General features: G+C 43.0%; 16 protein-coding genes and 1 pseudogene. 5 read left to right on the forward strand and 12 right to left on the reverse strand.

Translation table 11 applies throughout. The annotated features are described in order from the left end of the window. Positions 1-76: 76 nt before the first annotated feature. From patD to AC6IZ0_RS15230, 3 genes are all read left to right on the forward strand, one after another. Positions 77-430, forward strand: a complete 354-nt coding sequence (gene patD / locus AC6IZ0_RS15220) for a heterocyst frequency control protein PatD (RefSeq protein ID WP_497723691.1) — start codon at positions 77-79, stop codon at positions 428-430. Positions 431-579: 149 nt separating this feature from the next. Next, complete coding sequence (locus AC6IZ0_RS15225) at positions 580-2,232, forward strand: dipeptide ABC transporter ATP-binding protein (protein ID WP_497723692.1); 1,653 nt, start codon at positions 580-582, stop codon at positions 2,230-2,232. Positions 2,233-2,419: 187 nt separating this feature from the next. Further along, positions 2,420-2,905 carry a GNAT family N-acetyltransferase gene (locus tag AC6IZ0_RS15230; protein WP_497723694.1) on the forward strand — a complete coding sequence of 162 codons (486 nt, stop codon included), beginning with the start codon at positions 2,420-2,422 and terminating at the stop codon, positions 2,903-2,905. Between the two features lie 5 nt (positions 2,906-2,910). Here AC6IZ0_RS15230 and AC6IZ0_RS15235 read toward each other — a convergent pair whose 3' ends face one another. The 7 genes and pseudogenes from AC6IZ0_RS15235 to AC6IZ0_RS15265 form a co-directional block, all read right to left on the reverse strand. Further along, positions 2,911-4,107, reverse strand: a complete 1,197-nt coding sequence (locus tag AC6IZ0_RS15235; RefSeq protein WP_497723696.1) for an FtsW/RodA/SpoVE family cell cycle protein — start codon at positions 4,105-4,107, stop codon at positions 2,911-2,913. A 45-nt stretch (positions 4,108-4,152) separates the two neighbouring features. Continuing rightward, positions 4,153-5,388: an RNA-guided endonuclease InsQ/TnpB family protein gene (locus AC6IZ0_RS15240; RefSeq protein WP_497723697.1), complete on the reverse strand. Its 1,236-nt coding sequence runs from the start codon at positions 5,386-5,388 to the stop codon at positions 4,153-4,155. Positions 5,389-5,987: 599 nt separating this feature from the next. Next, entirely contained in the window at positions 5,988-6,194 is a 207-nt protein-coding gene (locus AC6IZ0_RS15245) for a phycobilisome linker polypeptide (RefSeq protein WP_200988402.1), read from the reverse strand. A gap of 227 nt (positions 6,195-6,421) precedes the next feature. Next, entirely contained in the window at positions 6,422-6,907 is a 486-nt protein-coding gene (gene apcB / locus AC6IZ0_RS15250) for an allophycocyanin subunit beta (protein ID WP_271734166.1), read from the reverse strand. A 69-nt stretch (positions 6,908-6,976) separates the two neighbouring features. After that, on the reverse strand, positions 6,977-7,462 hold the full coding sequence (apcA, locus tag AC6IZ0_RS15255) for an allophycocyanin subunit alpha (RefSeq protein WP_497723700.1): 486 nt from the start codon (positions 7,460-7,462) through the stop codon (positions 6,977-6,979). Positions 7,463-7,772: 310 nt separating this feature from the next. Continuing rightward, a pseudogene (locus tag AC6IZ0_RS15260) lies at positions 7,773-11,182 on the reverse strand (phycobilisome rod-core linker polypeptide). Between the two features lie 399 nt (positions 11,183-11,581). Continuing rightward, the gene (locus tag AC6IZ0_RS15265) at positions 11,582-12,037 is read right to left on the reverse strand and encodes a phosphate-starvation-inducible PsiE family protein (RefSeq protein ID WP_497723702.1); all 456 of its coding nucleotides are present in this window, start codon (positions 12,035-12,037) and stop codon (positions 11,582-11,584) included. A 220-nt stretch (positions 12,038-12,257) separates the two neighbouring features. Here AC6IZ0_RS15265 and AC6IZ0_RS15270 point away from each other — a divergent pair, with 220 nt between their 5' ends. Together AC6IZ0_RS15270 and AC6IZ0_RS15275 are read left to right on the forward strand one after the other, a co-directional pair. Then, entirely contained in the window at positions 12,258-13,484 is a 1,227-nt protein-coding gene (locus AC6IZ0_RS15270) for a hypothetical protein (RefSeq protein WP_497723704.1), read from the forward strand. 402 nt (positions 13,485-13,886) lie between these two features. Beyond that, positions 13,887-14,096, forward strand: a complete 210-nt coding sequence (locus AC6IZ0_RS15275) for a hypothetical protein (protein WP_497723705.1) — start codon at positions 13,887-13,889, stop codon at positions 14,094-14,096. Positions 14,097-14,252: 156 nt separating this feature from the next. Here AC6IZ0_RS15275 and AC6IZ0_RS15280 read toward each other — a convergent pair whose 3' ends face one another. From AC6IZ0_RS15280 to AC6IZ0_RS15300, 5 genes are all read right to left on the reverse strand, one after another. After that, positions 14,253-14,405: a hypothetical protein gene (locus AC6IZ0_RS15280; RefSeq protein WP_497723707.1), complete on the reverse strand. Its 153-nt coding sequence runs from the start codon at positions 14,403-14,405 to the stop codon at positions 14,253-14,255. Positions 14,406-14,551: 146 nt separating this feature from the next. Continuing rightward, entirely contained in the window at positions 14,552-15,136 is a 585-nt protein-coding gene (locus tag AC6IZ0_RS15285) for a hypothetical protein (RefSeq protein ID WP_497723708.1), read from the reverse strand. A 170-nt stretch (positions 15,137-15,306) separates the two neighbouring features. Further along, positions 15,307-18,075 (reverse strand): WD40 repeat domain-containing protein, encoded by a 2,769-nt coding sequence (locus AC6IZ0_RS15290; RefSeq protein WP_497726073.1) that lies wholly within the window; start codon positions 18,073-18,075, stop codon positions 15,307-15,309. 34 nt (positions 18,076-18,109) lie between these two features. Continuing rightward, a complete protein-coding gene (locus AC6IZ0_RS15295) occupies positions 18,110-19,255 on the reverse strand; it encodes a protein kinase domain-containing protein (protein WP_497723710.1) in 1,146 nt (381 codons plus the stop codon). A gap of 318 nt (positions 19,256-19,573) precedes the next feature. Next, positions 19,574-19,732, reverse strand: coding sequence for a hypothetical protein (locus AC6IZ0_RS15300; protein WP_497723711.1), 159 nt, complete (start codon positions 19,730-19,732; stop codon positions 19,574-19,576). Between the last annotated feature and the right edge of the window lie 143 nt (positions 19,733-19,875).

Genomic DNA, 19,875 nt, shown 5'->3' on the forward strand with positions numbered 1-19,875 from the left:
GTTTGTCATCAGAAGTTGAGAAAGTTTATTTTAAAAGATAATTTATTGAAACTAATACTATCTTAACTAGCACTGAATGTCTCTAAATCTTGAGAAATATCACAGACTCGCAACTTTACTCGAGCAAATACGCTCTGATACCTGTGTCACCCCAGTCAATCCACCTGAACTGCGAAAGGGTGTGGCTTTGTTGCAGCAGGTGTTTCGCCTGGAGATTGTACCTTTACCTGATGCGGGTTACCGGGTACAGTCATATCAGACTGAGATCAGTAAGCAGTTGCGCTTGTTGGAAATTGATATCATGTTCCTCCAAGGAGCACGGCAAGCATCCACGACTAATGAGAGGCTCAAGTTGATTCGCGATCGCTTGCAGACTCTCATGCAATACTGTGAGGCTATTGTGCAACCACCACCAGAGGCGGAAACATAACAATTCTTTACCTTTTGCTCTACTCCTGACATGATCTCATATTTGTGGGACAATTGACAGTTATTTTTGTAACTATTTCCCCAAACAGGAATTTCAGAGGTCAAAGGTATAGCGGTGAGTGTCAAAAACATCTTCCTAACAGAAATTACATGAGTGAAGCTTTATTGACCATTGAAAATCTCCGTGTGGCTTATCCTCAAAGTAATGAGGAGGTAGTAAATTGGGCGGTTGATGATGTATCTTTCACCTTACAAGCAGGGGAAAGAATGGGTTTGGTGGGTGAGTCGGGGTGTGGTAAATCAACTCTGGGAAGGGCTGCAATGGGGTTGTTACCCCCTGATAGTAACATTCAGGGGCGGGTAAGGTTTCAGGGTAAATCAGTGTTTGATTTAATGGGTGAGGAGTTGCGTAAATTTCGGGGTGAGTCTTTGGCTTTGATTTTTCAAGATCCCATGACACGCCTTGACCCATTGATGACCATTGGTGACCATTGCATGGAAACCCTACAAGCCCATTTACCAAAATTATCACCTAGGGAAGCTAAAGCACAAGCGATCGCCACTTTAGAAAAAGTGAACATTCCTGCAAGCCGTTGGTATCAGTACCCTCATGAGTTTAGCGGCGGAATGCGTCAACGGGTAGCCATTGCTTTGGCTTTACTGCTCAATCCCAAGTTGATTATCGCTGATGAACCCACCACTAGTTTAGATGTCACAGTCTCGGCGCAAATCTTACAAGAATTAAGCCGTCTATGCAGTGAGGAAAATATGGCCTTGTTACTAATTTCTCACGATTTGGCTATGGTGGGGGAGTATTGCCATCGCCTGGGTGTGATGTATCAAGGGAAGATGGTAGAAATGGGGGCGACAGAAACTGTATTGAGACAACCCCAACATGAATACACGCGATCGCTATTACAAGCAGCTTTACATATTCAAAGTGTAGATGTAAAAACTATGCCCTCTGTACCAGGAAATGGGGAAGCTTCACCATCACCAATCTTGCAGATTACACAACTAAAGCAGCACTACACTATAGAACCGAATTTTATCCAAAGATTATTGAATAAACGAAGGGAAACAATTAAAGCCGTAGATGAGGTTAACTTAAAACTCTATCCCGGGGAGATTTTCGGTTTAGTTGGGGAATCAGGTTGTGGCAAAAGTACACTGTCCAGGACAATATTACAGCTGATTCGTCCCACTGCGGGGAAAGTGGAATTTTTGGGACAGGATTTAATGAGTTTATCGCCCCAGGAAATCCGGGTTTCACGGCGACAAATGCAGATGATTTTTCAAGACCCCCATGCTTGTCTTAATCCTGTAATGACAGTGGGACAAAGTATAGCTGACCCCTTATTTATCCATCAGCTAGCTGATGCACAAAAAGCAAAATCAGAAGTTTTATGGATGCTGGAAAGGGTGGGATTAACACCCGCAGAAGTTTATTATCAACGTTATCCCTCGGATTTATCCGGGGGACAACAGCAACGAGTCGCCATTGCTCGCGCTCTAATTACCCGTCCCCAACTATTAATCTGTGATGAGCCTGTGAGTATGTTAGATGCTAGTGTACAGTCCCAAGTGCTGGATTTGATGTTAGAATTAAAGGCAGAATTTGAATTAACTTATTTGTTTATTACTCATGATTTGTGGTTGGCACGGTTTTTGTGCGATCGCATTGCCGTTATGCATAATGGTAAAATTGTAGAAATGGGTAGTACAAAGGAAATATTTACCAATCCTCAACATCCCTACACTCAAACCTTACTAGCATCCGCTCCCTTGTTAGCTCGTTCTTAGAGGATGTTTAATAAGTTTTCCACAGGTAATTTTTATCTTAGGGAACACCGGAACACACCGAACACACCCAACACACAAAAAACAATCAAATCCAGTCCCCTCCCCTTATAAAGGGAAAGGTGAGGGAGGGGTCAAATAATATTCGATACACTAATCATGACTTGACAAACATCCTCTAAAAGTACCCATGACCATCCGCCATGCGAATATCAATGATTTACCCGCAATAGTAGCAATTTATAATGCAGCAATTCCCAGTCGCACAGCAACGGCTGATTTAGAAGCAGTTTCTGTGGAAAGTCGCCTAACTTGGTTTCGAGGGCGATGTTTACAAAGACCAATTTGGGTGATAGAAGTAGAAGGGATAGTTGTAGGATGGCTAAGTTTTAAATCATTTTATGGGCGGCCAGCTTATGATTCCACAGCCGAAATTAGTATTTATCTTTCCCCTGCTGTGCATAGATGTGGCTTAGGGGGGAAACTCCTAGAGCAAGCAGTTAAGGAAAGTCCGAACCTGGGAATAAAAACGCTTTTAGGTTTTATTTTCGCCCATAATCAACCGAGTTTAAACCTGTTTGGTAAATTCGGGTTTAAACAATGGGGATATTTGCCGCAAGTTGCAGAACTTGACGGCATTGAAAGGGATTTAATAATTATGGGACTACGAATTTAAGTAGTTTACCTTTTCTGCAACATCCGGCGCTGGCGAGGTTTATCAGACTGGGGTTTGTGTAGTGGTAGTATATCCGCTTCACTACTTTCGCGGGCTACCCGAATCAGCAAGGCAGCACCTACTAGGCTGGAAATGATAGAATTACCACCATAGCTAAACATGGGTAGGGGTAAGCCTGTGGTGGGTAATGCACCCGTGGCTACGCCAATATGTAGTAATGATTGTCCGACAATTACAGTTGTAATGCCAATGGCTACTAGTCGGTTGATGATATTCTTGGACTTTAATGCTACGATTAATCCTAGGGTGGCGAATAAACCTAAGAGAAGCAACAGTAAAATACTGCCAAGAAAGCCAAATTCTTCAGCAAAGATCGAGAAAATAAAATCAGTGTCCTGAATAGGTAAATAAAATAGCTTTTGCTGAGAGAGTCCAAACCCCACCCCCGATGTTTGACCAGAACCTATTGCTAGCAGACTTTGTACTAGTTGGTAGCCATCACCTGTAGCATCAGCCCAAGGGTTGAGGAATGACATCACACGGCGGCGCTGGTACTCTTTGATGCTGATACTTATCAGGGCTAATAGTACTCCACCGACTGCAGTACCGGCCAAATACTTGTAACTGACTCCCCCTGCTAAAGCAATGAGCCAAATAGTCATACCACAAAGTGCAGCTGTACTTAAGTTAGGCTGGGCTAGGATACCTAAAAGCACTAGACAAAACACAGCTAACCAACTTAAGCGTATTGACCAACTCAACTTTTCCCACTGTCCAAACAGTCGCGCACTTTGCAGCACTAAGAAGGGTTTAATTAATTCTGATGGTTGTAGGGGAATGGGCCCGATGGCTATCCACCGCGCTGCATCAAAGGCTTTTTTCCCGACTCCTGGTATTAATGTCCCGAAGATTAACAGCAGAAACAGGGTTATAAACCAATGAGAATTTCCCAACATTCTGCGGATGGGAAGATTGACAATGATGTTAAATCCCATCAGGGCAAAGAAAACCCAGGCTAATTGACGCTTAAAATAGTACAGTCCATCTCCCAGACGCATTTCAGCTACGGGATAGGAGGCTGAAAACAGCACGATTAATCCCACAAACAGCCAGATAAATGTGACCCAGCGCAGCAACCTGGCTTCTAAGGCCCAGGTGGAGACAGAATTATCAAAAATGGGAATCAGGAAACGTAGATTCACGATGAGGTAAATTAAAAGTTAGAGTTTGTGAAATTATAGACAAATCTACAAAGTCACTTTACCAGGGGTAAACCTGATTGGAGTTACTCCTAACCCCTCTATCCCGTCTGCAAAAGCGTTCAGGACTGCTTTTCTTAATATGTTGTACGCCCCATTTAAATCAGCGTTTATTAACCTTCCATTAGAAGCTTTATACAACCCACGAGCTACTCTTCTACCACTAAATACAAGTTCTGCCCCTTTTTGGTACTCCGGGATATTATCAAGGTCAAGAAAACTAGCCTTAGAGGTATAACTTTCTTCGTTGATAATAACTTTAACGCCAGCTAAGTTAGCTTTATAAACCAACTGCTGGATAAATTTATAGTGCGGTATCTGAACAAAATTTTGATTGTTACGCTTACCAATATTAATATCTTGCTTCCACTGTTTGTTGTTACCAATCACCAAAGTATCAATCTGATTTTGTCGAAGGTAATTAATAATGGTTCTACTAGCTTGGTGTAGATAGGTAGCAACTTTACTATCTCTTTTGGTGAGAAGATTGGATATTTTGTTGGAGGTGTATCTATTGGGGTCTTGAGTTTGAAGCTTCGATTGGAGTTGGGCTTTTTGTTTATTAAAGAATTGATTGGTTGACTTTAATGGGCGACCATTAATAATCAACGGCTGAAAGCCTTTTTTGTTTGAAGCTATGGTGGCCAGGTTATTAAGCCCCAAATCGATAGCTGCAATATATTGATTCCTAACTGTGACTACTTCATTCTTTTCATAAACAGCCTCTACTACATGGAATCCACTTCTAGGTACTAATCTAAGTTCTTTAACTTTACTTTGAATAGCAGTTGAAATAGATATATTTGTACCTGAAGGTTGTAATAACCCTTTTTTTAAACCTCTTTTGCTAATACCCTGTGCCGGGTAAATGACCACACAACGACCTTTTGTTTTATGTTTATATCCAGGTAGTCTAGGCCGACCTTTGAACTTATCAGGGTTGGTCGTAAAAGAACTAATAGCTGCAAAATATGAAAGCCAGCATCTATCAACTAATTTAATGATTTGACAACTTACCTTTGCTGGCAAAGCTTTATAATCAACAGATTCTTTGATTAGGTGATAGGCTCCCGCATAATTAATATGCTTGTTGTTATGAATGTATTCCTGTCTAACTATGAAGTTAACAGCATTGTATAGGTTCTTCGATTTAAAGCAAAGTTCATCTATTTCTTTGTATGCTGGGTGACTTGGTTTAATAACATGACGCTCAATCAGCTTCATTTTGTAACTCCTGAGTGATACGTTCTGTTTTTCTCTTTACTCTTCTTAACCCATAAATCCTTGCACTAAAGCATATTGGGTTAACCTTTCAGCTTGTTTTTCTAAGTTGTCTTTTGAACCATTATCAGAAACACGGCAGTAGATAGCTACAACTTTGTTAGGGTTTTGGTTAGTTTCAGGTAGATTAATAATTATGGTTCCTGTAGGTTATTGATAACCTGTGATTACGCCGGATTTGTACCAACGCCACGCAGTTCTATAACTTATCCCTACGCAGTTCTATAACTTATCCCTACCTTTTTTGCATAATCAGATAGTTTCATTCATTTAATGATCGTACATTCATAATTATATTATACTACAAATGTACATAAATGACTATAAATTCATTAAATTATTGTAGACATAAACTTGGTAATTGTTCACTTTTATAACTCAAAATTTTCTCGACTGCTGGCAAAGTAGGGTTGTTATCAAAGTTTTTCCGTGTGTCTAATGAAGTACACCCCAATTTGTTACCTGCTCCCTAATTTAGTAAAAAAAGAGGTCTATCTTGACCTCTTGACAACTCCCTAGAATGATGTTTTTTTTGATATTAATTACATCAACCCAGCATTAGTACCTTGCTTACCGGTTGCTAGTTCTACTTTGACAATTTTGCCACCCATTTTTTGAATGCGTTGCTGTTCCCGGAACCAGTTTTCGTAAGGAACTAGTTTGGTAAAGTAAGTATTTTGTAACTCTCTTTGGGTACGAATTCGAGTTTGACTAGGGACACAAGCAGTAACTTTAAACATACGCGCCATATCTTATAGTCTCCTATGGTGATTGTGAAAAGTTTTTTATTTGAAAAAAAATGGGAGTGTATATTCTATCAAAACATTTAAATCAATCACTCCAAGTCTGGAAATTAACTATCAATACCAGACCGCTAACACTCATTCACAAGATAAGCGGTAGAACGTTCTAGCACTCATAATTAATTTCCAGACTTTAATCAACCCGCACCTAATGTGTTAAGTGCAATTGGGTCTTAGCTCAAGCCAGAGGAGATATAGTCTAAGTAAACGCCCATTTCTTTACCAGCGTCGGGGCCTACTAAACTAGCGGTTACTTCTTTGATGGCTTGGATAGCTTGTACTGTAGCACCTACGGGAACACCCAAGGAGTTGTAGGTTTCTTTCAAGCCATTCAATACGCGCTCATCTAGGATGGAAGGATCGCCAGCTAGCATTGCGTAGGTAGCATAACGTAGGTAGTAGTCCAAGTCGCGGATACAAGCAGCATAGCGACGGGTGGTGTACATATTACCACCGGGACGGGTGATATCAGAGTACAACAAAGATTTAGCTACTGCTTCTTTAACGATCGCGGCGGCGTTAGCACTGATGGTGGTAGCAGCACGGACGCGCAGTTCACCGGTGGAGAAGTAGCCTTTGAGCTTTGCGAGAGCTGCAGTGTCCAAGTATTTACCTTGAACGTCTGAAGCGTTAATGACAGAGGTAATTGCGTCTTGCATGTTGTTATTTCCTTATTTCCAATCGTATTGCAATACTTACGTTTCAGCAGAAGTAAAAACCGCTTCAGCTTACTGCATCGCACCGACGAGGTAGTCGAAGTAAGCGCCAGCTTCACCAGCGTCTTCAGCAGACAGCAAGGTAGCAGCAACATTCTTCATCGCGTTAACGCCACCAGCTACGGCGTCAATAGGAGTACCGAGGGATTTGTACATTTCCCGTACACCTACAACACCGATTTCTTCGATGGGGGTAACATCACCGGAAACGATTCCGTAGGTTACTAGGCGCAGGTAGTAGTCTAGGTCACGCAGACAGGTAGCTGTCATTTCTTGACCGTAAGCGTTACCACCAGGAGATACAACGTCAGGGCGCTTTTGGAACAACTGGTCACCAGCTTGCTTAACAATGCGCTCGCGGTTGTCGGTCAAAATTTGAGCGATGCGGAGGCGACGTTCACCACCGGAAACAAAGCTCTTGATGCGGTCTAGTTCGCCGGGGCTAAGATAGCGGGACTCTGCATCAGCATTCACGATGGACTTCGTGACGATACTCATTAATGGATTCCTCCAGTACTAATGAAACCAGAATTTAATTAAACTGGTACGATTTTAAGTTTGGCAGTAGCTGAGTTTTTTGGTTTTTCCAGACTCAACAGTGCTATGGCACTGCGAACCTGCCGAGAAATCAACTACCTTCCGCAAAACATTTTCCGGCATTATGTTCACCATTTATCACTCTTGTTAATACTTTGTAATATTAATTCTTAGTTTGAACAGTGATTTTTGCCGGAAAGCTTGATTATACAAGATATGAGGGGGAGATTGGGGAAAATTAACTATCATCTCCCGGCTCCCTCCTCAATACCTAGCGATCGCCTGGTCTACCTGTCAATACAGCAGGTGATAAACTAGACCAAGATTGTTTCACCAAGTCAGCAGCAGCTTGCACACTACCAAGGTAGTTACCCGCAGGTAGTGATGGGTAGCGCTGATAAGGTACTACATCTTCACCGAAGTAGCGAGCATATTCAGCACTATCTACAATTGCTTCTACAGCTGCTCTTAACCCGCTATCAGCCAGCAACTTGTTATATTGGCGGATTTCCCCCTGGGTAGCTGGTGCGCGTCCCAATAGATGACGGAATAGGAACTCAATCACCTTGGTATTAGGATAAGGGGTATAGAAGCGCTTGCGGTAGATTTCTGAACTAGCCAATTCCCGGACAAACTCCCGCACAGAGATTTCCCCGTTGCGCAGTTTGCTGTCTAAGTTAGAACGGCGGTAGTCCTGGGGAACTTGACCGCTAAATACATCCAAAACTTGACAGTAAGCCGCATCAATTACTAGCTGTTTCTCCCCTGGATTTGCATCTACAGTCATGCGGTGAATCCGTGCAGGTTTGCGGCGACTTGTACCTACACCCACTTCCACAGACTGACCGCGACCGTCATTGAAAGAACGACCCAACTCAATGAATAACGGCTTGGTTTTATCCATTTGCTTGGCTTGGGCTGCCAAATCTGCGATCGCCTTAGCCAAAATGGGGGTATTTGCCGATGCTATCCGAGGCTTGACAGTCTCAAAGCTAGGTACAACCAAATCATTATTTTGCTTGGTCAGCTGATTGTAAAGCTTTTCGGTATTGGGGAAATTAGCCGCAGGTAGAGTGGGGAAGCGACGGTAAGGAACCGTATCTTCACCGAAAGCCTGGCTATATTCCACACTTTCTACCATGGCATTAATAAAGGCACGAATCCCTTGGGTAGCCAGAATTTGGTTATACTTACGGATTTCAGCCTGGTCTATTGGCGCACGTCCCAAGAAATGCTTAGTACCCAACTCAATTACCTTGGTGTTGGGATAAGGTGTATAGAACTCCTTCAAATACAGGTTAGAGTAACCCAGACCTGTAATAAATTCCTTCACACTAATTTCGCCATTGCCCAGCTTACTTTCCAAAGCTGTAAACTCATTCTTGACGATGTAGGGCGCAACATCCCGTTCAAAGATTTGGCGATAAGCAGCACTAATCACAGTTTGCACCGCCACCTTATTGATGGTATTTGCTACCAACTTAAAGACCTTGGTTTGTTCGCGCTTCTTAGTGACACCTTGATTAATGCGGAATTGAATATCTGGTTCTGTGCGGTTTTCCTTAACTGTACCCAGTTCCACAAACCGTGGTGTTTCCACCTTCTCAACCTTACCAGTACCCACATCTTCGCGAATACTACCAACCCGCAGATGGCGTAAAGACACACCCGCCGGAGTTAAATAGCGTTCATAAGGTACCGTATCCTCACCAAAGGCCTCGCTGTACTCTGGAGTATCGAGGATAGCATCTACCAGAGCGTAGAAGCCCTTCTTAGCAGCAATGTCAAAATACTTGTTATTCTCTTGACGACCGTAAGTCGGACGACCTAACAAGCGGCGATGGATGTACTCAATAGATTTACAAACATACAGAGATGTCCAGTACATCTTGCGGAATAAATCCGACTTCGCCAACATCCGCACAAACTCTCGCAGAGAAATTTCGCCATTTTCCAGCTTAATTTCTGCCACCTTCAGCCGTTGACCTTCGTAAACATCACGGCCAAAAACTTGCAGGTAAGTAGCTTTAATGATTGCTTGGGTAGAGCTTTCCGAAAACTTGACGCTCACACCCTGGCCGCCCTTTCTGCTGAGAGTCGAGGGAACTTGGTCAAGTTTAAACACCTTGCGCCCCAAAGTTCCCGGAGCTTCGCCCCGCGCCTTGGGATTACTTAATTGGTTATTAATACCAGGACCTTGGTGAATCAAGATGCGGCGGGTATCCTTCCCAAAAGGAGCCGGACTGCTGCTGGGGTTGCGGGTTTCTTTCGGGAAAATCGCCCCAAATTGAATTTCCAATGGGTCATTACCGGAACCATAAGGATGTTGGTCTGGTAGTGGCTGTTCGTAAGCTGCAAAGGTAGTAATAAACTGAGGTACTTTGCGGAAAGGCGCACTGTATTTAAACAGGTCTTGCTGGGGTCCCCAGTTACGACATTCTTGGGCTTCCTGACCCAGACCACGCAAGTAGGGTACTGTTTCCTCCCCAAAGTAATCGCCGTATTCCTGAGAATCTACCAAAGCATCTACTAAAGCTGGTAGACCACCATTAGAAATGATTCCAAAGTATTTTTGTACCTCTTCCCGGCTGCTTGGCCCCGTCCCAAAATGTGACGGAAAGCTAATTCAATAACACGGCTGTTAATAAAAGGCTGGTAAAACTGTTTTTGGTAAAGGGGAGATTTAGCGAGACGGCGGACAAACTCCTTCATGGAGATATCGCCATTTTTGACCTTAGATTCTAGGTCAGAGATTGACAAGCTATAAGCGCGGGTAATATCACGCTCAAAAATTTGCCGATAGGCTGCTTTGATGACCTCAATTTTCTCAGTAGCTGATAAACCAGGCTTCATAGCAAACTTAGGTCTTCTTTCTGCTGCTACAGAGTAAATTTGTGGCAGTTGTAACCCTTGTTGGTCTGCGGAAGGACGTTGACGCACCTTGTTAGAAGGTGTAGGTGCTTTGAACTCTGTGAGCAATACATCCATGTATTGAGACACAATTTCTGTAGCCTCAGCATCTTTGCGGAAATAAGACAGGGAAGCTGATTTAATTTCCTGCAAAGCCACAATGGTAGCTTCTGTAGAGCAAGCATTTTCGATGATTTCCCGCAAACCCCGTGTATTCACCACGATGATATTCGGGTCACCAGCCACAATGGCATAGGTAGCATAGCGCAAGAACCAGGACAAATCCCGCAAGCTCTTGGCCATGTTGCTCGGACCATAACGAGCGACATTAATGGGTCTAAAGCCGGGAGGTGTGGGACCCCCAGCAGAAGAGTTAAAGATAGAACGGAGATTTTCTAGGAACCCGCCACGACTTTCAACGTAGGTGACAGTCCCTAGTTTCATTCCTTCGGCGACACTTCCCTCGGCGCTAGTCCCTGCAGTAGCCATTGCTAGCTCTGGTTCTTTGGGCTTTTCCAAGAACGCCATGGGTGAACCACCCACAAAAATCCGGTTAGCAGCCCTAGATACGATAATCTCAGAGTTTTCTGTCAGGGTCTGCGCAATTACTAGACGTTTTGCACCAGAGGCAAAATAGCTAGCCAGTTCGCTTAGTTCACCTCTACCCAAAAAGCGGTCTTGTTGTTCCGCTTGGGAAATTGTTGATACAGTCAGGGTTTGATACAGTTGCGGACGCGCAACTGAGCTTCCACCACTTGCCTTAACACTCATCGAATTTGTAAAACTCCCATGATAATTATTTATGTGTTAAGTCTGGGTTGTTTTGAGGCTTGACACATAGGTGTGATTATGCATTAGGAGTACCGCCTGCAAAACTGCCAGTAAATTAACCCAGTTAGCTTTAGATTAGAACGTTTTGCGATTACTCTGTTAATTTATTAAGAAGTATGTAGAATTTGTCATCTCCCGGCCTGATCACCAATAAGTACATATTCTCATTCAGGGCTAAAACTGCTGGTAGTACAGAAACGGCAGAAAAACTCAGCATACTTTTTGACCAATATACAATTATTTAATATTTATTTAATATTTGGATTAATTAAATATTTTGGTATGATAAAATACCATATTCCCTCCATAACCCCACATCCGCCAGATGTCTCATGGAGCTTAATTTCCGCGAGAATTACTAAAACGAATAATTAGATAGCTCAGAGATAAGGCCAGAATAGCTAAACCTAAACCAATGATGTCAACCCCTCGCACCTTCTCTAAATCTAGAATAATAATTTTTCTCGATACAGCAATTAGGGAGGTGACAATAACTAACTCTACTTGAAAAACGTGTCTCCTCAGATAGGCTGTAATATTTTCTAATATTTCTAAAGCAATTAATATATTTAAAAATAGCCCAAAGACGTGAAATAATTTTGTATTAATATAGCCATAGGGGGTAGTTAATACTTCCTTAATTATAAAAACTCCTAAATCTAGGATCGCCACCAAAATCACTAATACCATAAAGATAGATAGAAGCTTAGAGACTATCACCTCCAAGTTTTCAATCACGTGCATGAAATTTTCATCTCTAGTCAATACCAAAATACGTCTGATTAATTTCCTCATAACTGCACCCAAATGTAAATAAGCTGAATCACCCCAGAAATCAAATTACCATAGAATAGAGTCTAAAAATTAATCAGCCATATTTGCGTAAGCATATTCATTTATCCTATCTTGGCAGTACAGAAGGTTAAATAATGTAACATAAATTACCATAAAATCAGATATATGGTACTGATGTGATAGTTGACATTAAAAATCACCTACTATATTGAACAACAATATGCTGAATAAAATTCGCCAGTTTTGGGCTAAGTCTAGAAAAATCAACAATCAACCACTAAATAAAGTCAGTTTAGTAGTGATTATAGTGATTGATATTTTTATATTAATCAATGTCTTTACCGGATTGAGTGATATTAGTACATGGTATATCAGCCCATACCAGGCTTATCCCTGTTATTCACCATGGCAAGACTACAGAAACCAAGACAATGTAGATAAAGACTTTAACATTATCAACAGTTCATTATCCCAAAGTCCTGATCAACCCACCCAAGAGCAAATTTACCAAGAAGTAGAACAGAGACATTTAGGTAAAGTGTCTCCAACTTGTTTAGAATATAGCAGATATCAAGACAAAATTAACAACCCTCAAAACCAGGAAATTATTAAAAGTATTGACCAGCAACAAGCCAAGGTAAAACAATTAACAAAAACTAATAGCCAGATTCGGGCTGAATATCCCGCCACACTTTTAGAAAAAATCGCCGAACTCCCCAGAGACCAGTCAATTAGCTTAGTAGATGCAGCAAAAGCTAAACAAAATTTAGATGCAAATAACCGGCAAATTTCTACACTAAAAGCTGAAATTACTCAATTAAAAACTCAAATCCTTACTAAACCAGAAAGCACTAATTTTATAGAGTTTCTGAAGCAGGATAATAATTTTAAACCGGTAGAAGTAAATTATCAGCGGGCTTTATTTTGGTATCCCAGTATTCAACTGATTTTGCAGTCTTTGTTTTTGATACCGCTAATTCTAATCGCTTTTTCAGTTCACAAATTTTCTGAACGCCGAGAATATGGGTTAATATCTTTAATTAGTTGGCATTTGCTGGTAATATTTTTTATACCCTTAATTCTCAAAGTCTTTGAATTTCTGCAAGTTGGGGTGTTATTTCAATTTATATTTAATATCGTCAGCAGAATACTCGGCGGGTTGCTGTTCCTGATTAGTTATGTTTACATATTGTTAATTCCCGTAGTAGGTTTTGGCATTATCCAGGTTTTTCAAAGAGTTATTTTAAATACCAAAGCCCAAGCAGTTAGGAGAGTCCAGGAATCACGCTGTATTAACTGTGCGAAAAAAATCCGCAATCATGATGCCTACTGTCCCCATTGTGGTTATTATCAATATGTTGAATGTCCCAATTGCCACAATTTGACCTATAAGTATTTACCACATTGTCATCATTGCGGTGCTTCCCAAGATTCAACCACCAGTTGACCTCACCAACATCCCCGACTTTTGCGCAAAATATTCTCAGTTGCTCACAGATGATCATAAAAGTCGGGGATGTGGTTTCCTGGGTGTGGTTACAGGTTCTCCCTGGGTTTGTTAAGATTTGTTAAGTAATTGTCTAAAAGACTGCGATCGCCTTAAGATAAAAGGTAATTAGGATTAATGGCAATAGCTTGGATGTAATCAGCCACAGCTAAAGCCCATTTTTTTTTGGCTCAAAATGACCCCGATTGTAGATGAAATCTGATTCACTAGTACCATAATCGCCACAGTTTGATAGTCTTGTCATCACTCCCAGTAGGGAGGGTTTTATACACAAGTCATTAAAAAAGCCGATGCACGCTACAAAGACCATCTATTGAAATTACAAGAGGAAGGTTACACATAATGGCTAAAAACCTGAGAGAAAAAATCAAAGAAATGCCAATAGAGAGCCAAATAAAAATTGAAGAGCGCGCTCAAGAATTAATTGCTCTAGAATTAACTAGACAAAAACTTAGAAAAGAGAAACTTAAAATTAAAATTAGAAAAGCGATACAATTAAAACAAGGAAAGGTAATTATCTTGAGAAAGATTAGTAACAATGTGTTGCTTTAGACTATTGAAAGGGTAAGAAAAGCGATCGCCCCCCATCATCCCCACAATAGCGATCGCCCCCCATCATCTCCACAATAGCGATCGCCGGATTATGTGCAGGTTGAGGTTATACATCCCCGACTTCTGTCCGAAATATTCTCAGGTGGTGACAGAGTATCATAGAAGTCGGGGATGTGACAATGGTTCAGTTAAGGGTTTCTCCTTATCAAAATACTTCTTCGTGCAGATGGTTATTCTTACTCGCCCCTTGATTATACCATCACGGCGAATTAATTCGCCGTTGGCACTTCCTCCACTGTCTAAAGCCAAGTGGCTTCCGTACCTTTCGGCATTTTCTTGTGAAACTTCGGAACTTGAAAAGGTAATCAGTAACAATAGACATATTAATTTTATTTCCGAAAATGCGCTAAAAATACGCAACGCTTATTTTAAAATGCGCGGTGCTTATTTCCGCGCTATGGCAGCACATAATGTGCGCCTCTGCGTTGACCAACTAATTTTAATTGGTTCGCATCAGCTAGTTGACGTAATAAGCGAGTCGCTTGGTCTTTACTAATCCGGCACAATTCCATTGTTTCTTGTCTGGTGATTTTGCCGTGAGTATTGACATAACTGATAACCATTTGTTCTTGCTGTATGGAATCGAAGCCGACCTGTCGGACATAATCAGCTGACTGTCCTAATTCTCGATACACTTGAGGACTTAACGTGTAGGTACGCCCTTTTTTGATACCGTGGGCTTCAACTAAACCCGCCTCAACTAATCTTTCTAAGACACTGCGGGCAATCTGTTCATTACGTTGAATGGCTTGAGCTAGGGTAGTGGGATCTATGCGTCTTTCTTGTCGCAATTGAGCCAAAGCAATGAGAGATTCAACTGGTAGAGGACTTTGTCTGCGGTTTTCTTCTTCAATTACTACCCGCAAAAGTGGTAAATCGGCTTCTCCACCAGGAAGTCGCACAACTACTGAGTATGCGTCACTACGTTGATAGTCGGGTGCGGGTCTTCCGTAGCGCAGTAAGCCTTGGTACAGCAACATCCAAGGTGGTTAGGACATAAACAGAAGATAAAACCATTGAAATTCAAGCGTTTCAAGGCTGCCCCTGCCCCTGCTATACATCCCCAACTTCTGTCCCAAATATTCTCAGGTGGTCACAGAGTATCATAAAAGTTGGGGATGTGAAGTCCTGGGTAAACTTTGATTCACTGCTACCTTAACCGCCACAGTTTGATAGTGTTGTCACCACTCCCACTAGCCAGGGTTTGACCATCCGGGCTGAATCCTACAGACACAACCGAGTCAGAATGTCCAGTAAGGGTGTGTAGCTCTCTACCTGTCTGCACATCCCATAGTTTGATAGTCTTGTCCTCACTCCCACTAGCTAGGGTTTGGCTATCGGGGCTAAATGCTACAGAATAAACCGAGTTAGAATGACCGGTGAGGGTGTGTAGCTCTCTACCTGTTTGCACATCCCACAGTTTGATAGTCTTGTCCCAACTCCCACTAGCCAGGGTTTGAGCATCCGGGCTGAATCTTACAGACACAACCCAGTTAGAATGACCGGTGAGGGTGTGTAGCTCTCTACCTGTCCTCACATCCCACAGTTGGATAGTCTTGTCAGAACTCCCACTAGCCAGGGTTTGACCATCCGGGCTGAATCTTACAGAATTAACCCAGTTAGAATGTCCAGTAAGGGTGTGTAGTTCTCTACCTGTGGTCACATCCCACAGTTTGATTGTGTTGTCATCACTCCCACTAGCCAGGGTTTGGCTATCAGGGCTGAATCCTACAGAATTAACACCAGAAAACAAGCCAGAATGTCCAGTAAGGGTGTGTAGCTCTCTACCTGTGGTCACATCCCACAGTTTGATAGTCTTGTCATCACTCCCACTAGCCAGGGTTTGGCTATCGGGGCTGAATCCTACAGAATTAACCCGGTTAGAATGACCGGTGAGGGTGTGTAGCTCTCTACCTGTGGTCACATCCCACAGTTTGATAGTCTTGTCATTACTCCCACTAGCCAGGGTTTTACCATCCGGGCTGAATCCTACAGAGAAAACCTGTTTAGAATGACCGGTGAGGGTTCTGGGTGAAAAGTTACCACTGGGTGAGGTTGTAACTTTTGCTGATGGGGATGTTTGAGTCGTTGCAGTGGTTACAGGTTGCCTCTGAAATGCAGTTGTCTTGACCGAAGTAGTAGAAGATGCCCCAACTTGCCACAGTTTGATAGTCTTGTCCACACTCCCACTAGCCAGGGTTTTACCATCTGGGCTGAATGCTACAGAGAAAACCTGGTCAGAATGACCGGTGAGGGTCTGTAGCTCTCTACCTGTGGTCACATCCCACAGTTTGATAGTGTCGTCGAAACTGCCACTAGCCAGGGTTTTACCATCCGGGCTGAATGCTACAGACGGAACCGAGTCAGAATGACCGGTGAGGGTGTGTAGTTCTCTACCTGTCTGCACGTCCCACAGTTTGATTGTGTTGTCATCACTCCCACTAGCCAGGGTTTGGCTATCAGGGCTGAATCCTACAGACCAAACCTGTTTAGAATGACCGGTGAGGGTGTGTAGCTCTCTACCTGTGGTCACATCCCACAGTTTGATAGTGTTGTCCCAACTCCCACTAGCCAGGGTTTGACCATCCGGGCTGAATCCTACAGACGGAACCTGTTTAGAATGACCGGTGAGGGTGTGTAGCTCTCTACCTGTGGTCACATCCCACAGTTTGATAGTCTTGTCATAACTCCCACTAGCCAGGGTTTGACCATCCGGGCTGAATGCTACAGACCTAACCCAGTCAGAATGACCGGTGAGGGTGTGTAGCTCTCTACCTGTGGTCACATCCCACAGTTTGATAGTCTTGTCCACACTCCCACTAGCCAGGGTTTGACCATCCGGGCTGAATCCTACAGAATTAACACCAAGAAGCCAGCCAGAATGTCCAGTAAGGGTGTGTAGCTCTCTACCTGTGGTCACATCCCACAGTTTGATAGTCTTGTCCACACTCCCACTAGCCAGGGTTTGACCATCCGGGCTGAATCCTACAGACACAACCCAGCCAGAATGACCGGTGAGGGTGTTTTTTAATTGACCGGTGAGGTTGTTTTCTAATTGACCGGTGAGGTTGTTTTCTAATAAAGTTGAACCGGTAATGACACTAATTTGAGTTGTCATTAATCCCACTATGACGCTAGTAGCTAATAATATAGCTAATAATATTTTTACCCTATGGGGATGGTTTAGGGCTAGGTTCCTTTGAGGTGCGGGAGTGGTTACAGGTTGGCTCTGGGGTGCAGTTGTCTTGACCGAAGTAGCAGAAAATGCCCCAAGCCACAGTTTGATAGTCTTGTCCCCACTCCCACTAGCCAGGGTTTGACCATCTGGGCTGAATCCTACAGACTTAACGAAGTTAGAATGACCGGTGAGGGTGTGTAGCTCTCTACCTGTGGTCACATCCCACAGTTTGATTGTCTTGTCATCACTCCCACTAGCTAGGGTTTGACCATCCGGGCTGAATCCTACAGACACAACCGAGTTAGAATGACCGGTGAGGGTGTGGCGAACCTGACCTGTGTTCACATCCCACAGTTTGATAGTCTGGTCATCACTCCCACTAGCCAGGGTTTGACCATCCGGGCTGAATCCTACAGAATTAACACCAGAAAACAAGCCAGAATGTCCAGTAAGGGTGTGTAGTTCTCTACCTGTGGTCACATCCCACAGTTTGATTGTCTTGTCAGAACTCCCACTAGCCAGGGTTTGACCATCCGGGCTGAATCCTACAGACGAAACCTGTTTAGAATGACCGGTAAGGGTGTGGCGAACCTTACCGGTCTTCACATCCCACAGTTTGATTGTCTTGTCAGAACTCCCACTAGCCAGGGTTTGACCATCCGGGCTGAATCCTACAGAAGTAACACCAAAAAGCCAGCCGGAATGTCCAGTAAGGGTGTGTAGCTCTCTACCTGTGGTCACATCCCACAGTTTGATAGTCTTGTCCCAACTCCCACTAGCCCAGGGTTTGACCATCCGGGCTGAATCCTACAGAACAAACCGGTTGAGAATGACCAGTGAGGGTGTGGCGAACCTTACCTGTGGTCACATCCCACAGTTTGATAGTCTTGTCCCAACTCCCACTAGCCAGGGTTTGACCATCCGGGCTGAATCCTACAGAACAAACCTGTTTAGAATGACCAGTGAGGGTGTGGCGAAGTTTAGAGGTATCAATTGCAGGGGAAAGTTCTGTGGATGACGGGGTAACTACTGGACTAACCGGACTCAAAGCCTGAATCACTTCACTCACAGACTGGTAACGGCGCTTAGGGATAGGATGGGCTAACTTTTGCAGCATTTCCCCCAACTCATCACTTACCACATTTCCATTGAGGTAGTTTCGCCATACCCATTCCCCTTCTAGGGGACTATATAAATCAAAGGGACTCACCCCTGTTAATAAATGGAGACAAGTTACCCCTAAACTATATAAATCACTACTAAATAATGGTTTCCCCATGGACTGCTCAGGAGCGCAGTACTCCGCAGAGCCGATAATTGTTCCTGTTGCTGTGCGTTGTTGTGGTTTGACTACTTTAGCTGCGCCAAAGTCTACTAAAAATAACTTGTTGTCACTGCTGCGGCGAATAATATTCTCTGGTTTAATATCTCGATGTATTACCTGTTTGCTGTGGACGTATTCTAATATCTGTAACAGTTCTGGTAATAATTCGCGTATTTGCTGTTCTGAAAACACACCCTTTTGATCTAATTCATTTTGTAGGGTGTTTCCTGCTACAAACTCTTGTACTAAATATTGGCGATCATTGACGATAAAATAAGCCATTAACTCAGGAATTTGAGGATGTTTACCCAACTCCTCTAATCTTTGTGCTTCCTGTGCAAATAACTGGGATGCTTTTTCAATGGTATCAGTTCCCTGAGCTTGGGGTAAAAACTGCTTAATTACACAGTAGGGCTGGGATGGTTTATATTGGTCTGTAGCTAAAAATGTGCGCCCAAAACCACCCTGACCTAAGATTGAGCGGGGTGTGTATCTTTCTGTCAGCACCAACTTACTACCGCATTGCTGACAGTATTCAAAATTATCGGGGTTGGGGTGCAGACAGTCTGGGTTGAGACAGTAGATTTGATTGCTCATGTCTGGGGCGGTTTGTCTGGTGGTGATTACCAAGAGGTATTATACACTTAAGTATGGGTTAAAGTCCCTGCACAAAAAAGTTTTAGGAAACACACCGAACAAGGGATAAATTCAATACGGTTCAGTAGAATGGGAAAAACTTTATGCTCTCATTGTGTAATTTACTCACATCCCACAGTTTGATAGTGGTGTCCAGACTCCTACTAGGGAAGGTTTGACCATTCTGGCTCAATCCTATAGACAAAAATAAAGGTGATGTGATTTCCTGGGTGTGGTTAGAGGTTCTCCCTGGGTTTGTGAAGATTTGTTAAGTAATTGTCAAAAAGACTGCGATCGCTGTGAATCGCTGTAAGATAAAAGGTAATTAGGATTAATGGCAATAGCTTGGGTGTAATCACTCACGGCTAAAGCCCATTTTTTTTGGGTAGAGATAACCCTGATTGGTGAACTTTGATTCACCAGTACCTTAATCGCCACAATCTAGAAGCGATCGCCCTCTATAATCTCCACAATCCAGAAGCGATCGCCCGATTATTTTGTAATCAAAAATACAAGACATATTTTTTATGGGGGGGGTAATACTTGATCCTTGAGAAATGGTTTTAACCCCTAGCTCTTAG

The organism is Anabaenopsis sp. NIES-4685, from assembly GCF_059725405.1.

Coding starts and splice junctions, on each gene's coding strand:
- patD (WP_497723691.1), top strand. CDS start 77: ATGTCTCTAAATCTTGAGAAATATCACAGACTCGCAACTTTACTCGAG.
- AC6IZ0_RS15225 (WP_497723692.1), top strand. CDS start 580: ATGAGTGAAGCTTTATTGACCATTGAAAATCTCCGTGTGGCTTATCCT.
- AC6IZ0_RS15230 (WP_497723694.1), top strand. CDS start 2,420: ATGACCATCCGCCATGCGAATATCAATGATTTACCCGCAATAGTAGCA.
- AC6IZ0_RS15240 (WP_497723697.1), bottom strand. CDS start 5,388: ATGAAGCTGATTGAGCGTCATGTTATTAAACCAAGTCACCCAGCATAC.
- AC6IZ0_RS15245 (WP_200988402.1), bottom strand. CDS start 6,194: ATGGCGCGTATGTTTAAAGTTACTGCTTGTGTCCCTAGTCAAACTCGA.
- apcB (WP_271734166.1), bottom strand. CDS start 6,907: ATGCAAGACGCAATTACCTCTGTCATTAACGCTTCAGACGTTCAAGGT.
- apcA (WP_497723700.1), bottom strand. CDS start 7,462: ATGAGTATCGTCACGAAGTCCATCGTGAATGCTGATGCAGAGTCCCGC.
- AC6IZ0_RS15265 (WP_497723702.1), bottom strand. CDS start 12,037: ATGAGGAAATTAATCAGACGTATTTTGGTATTGACTAGAGATGAAAAT.
- AC6IZ0_RS15270 (WP_497723704.1), top strand. CDS start 12,258: ATGCTGAATAAAATTCGCCAGTTTTGGGCTAAGTCTAGAAAAATCAAC.
- AC6IZ0_RS15275 (WP_497723705.1), top strand. CDS start 13,887: ATGGCTAAAAACCTGAGAGAAAAAATCAAAGAAATGCCAATAGAGAGC.
- AC6IZ0_RS15285 (WP_497723708.1), bottom strand. CDS start 15,136: ATGTTGCTGTACCAAGGCTTACTGCGCTACGGAAGACCCGCACCCGAC.
- AC6IZ0_RS15295 (WP_497723710.1), bottom strand. CDS start 19,255: ATGAGCAATCAAATCTACTGTCTCAACCCAGACTGTCTGCACCCCAAC.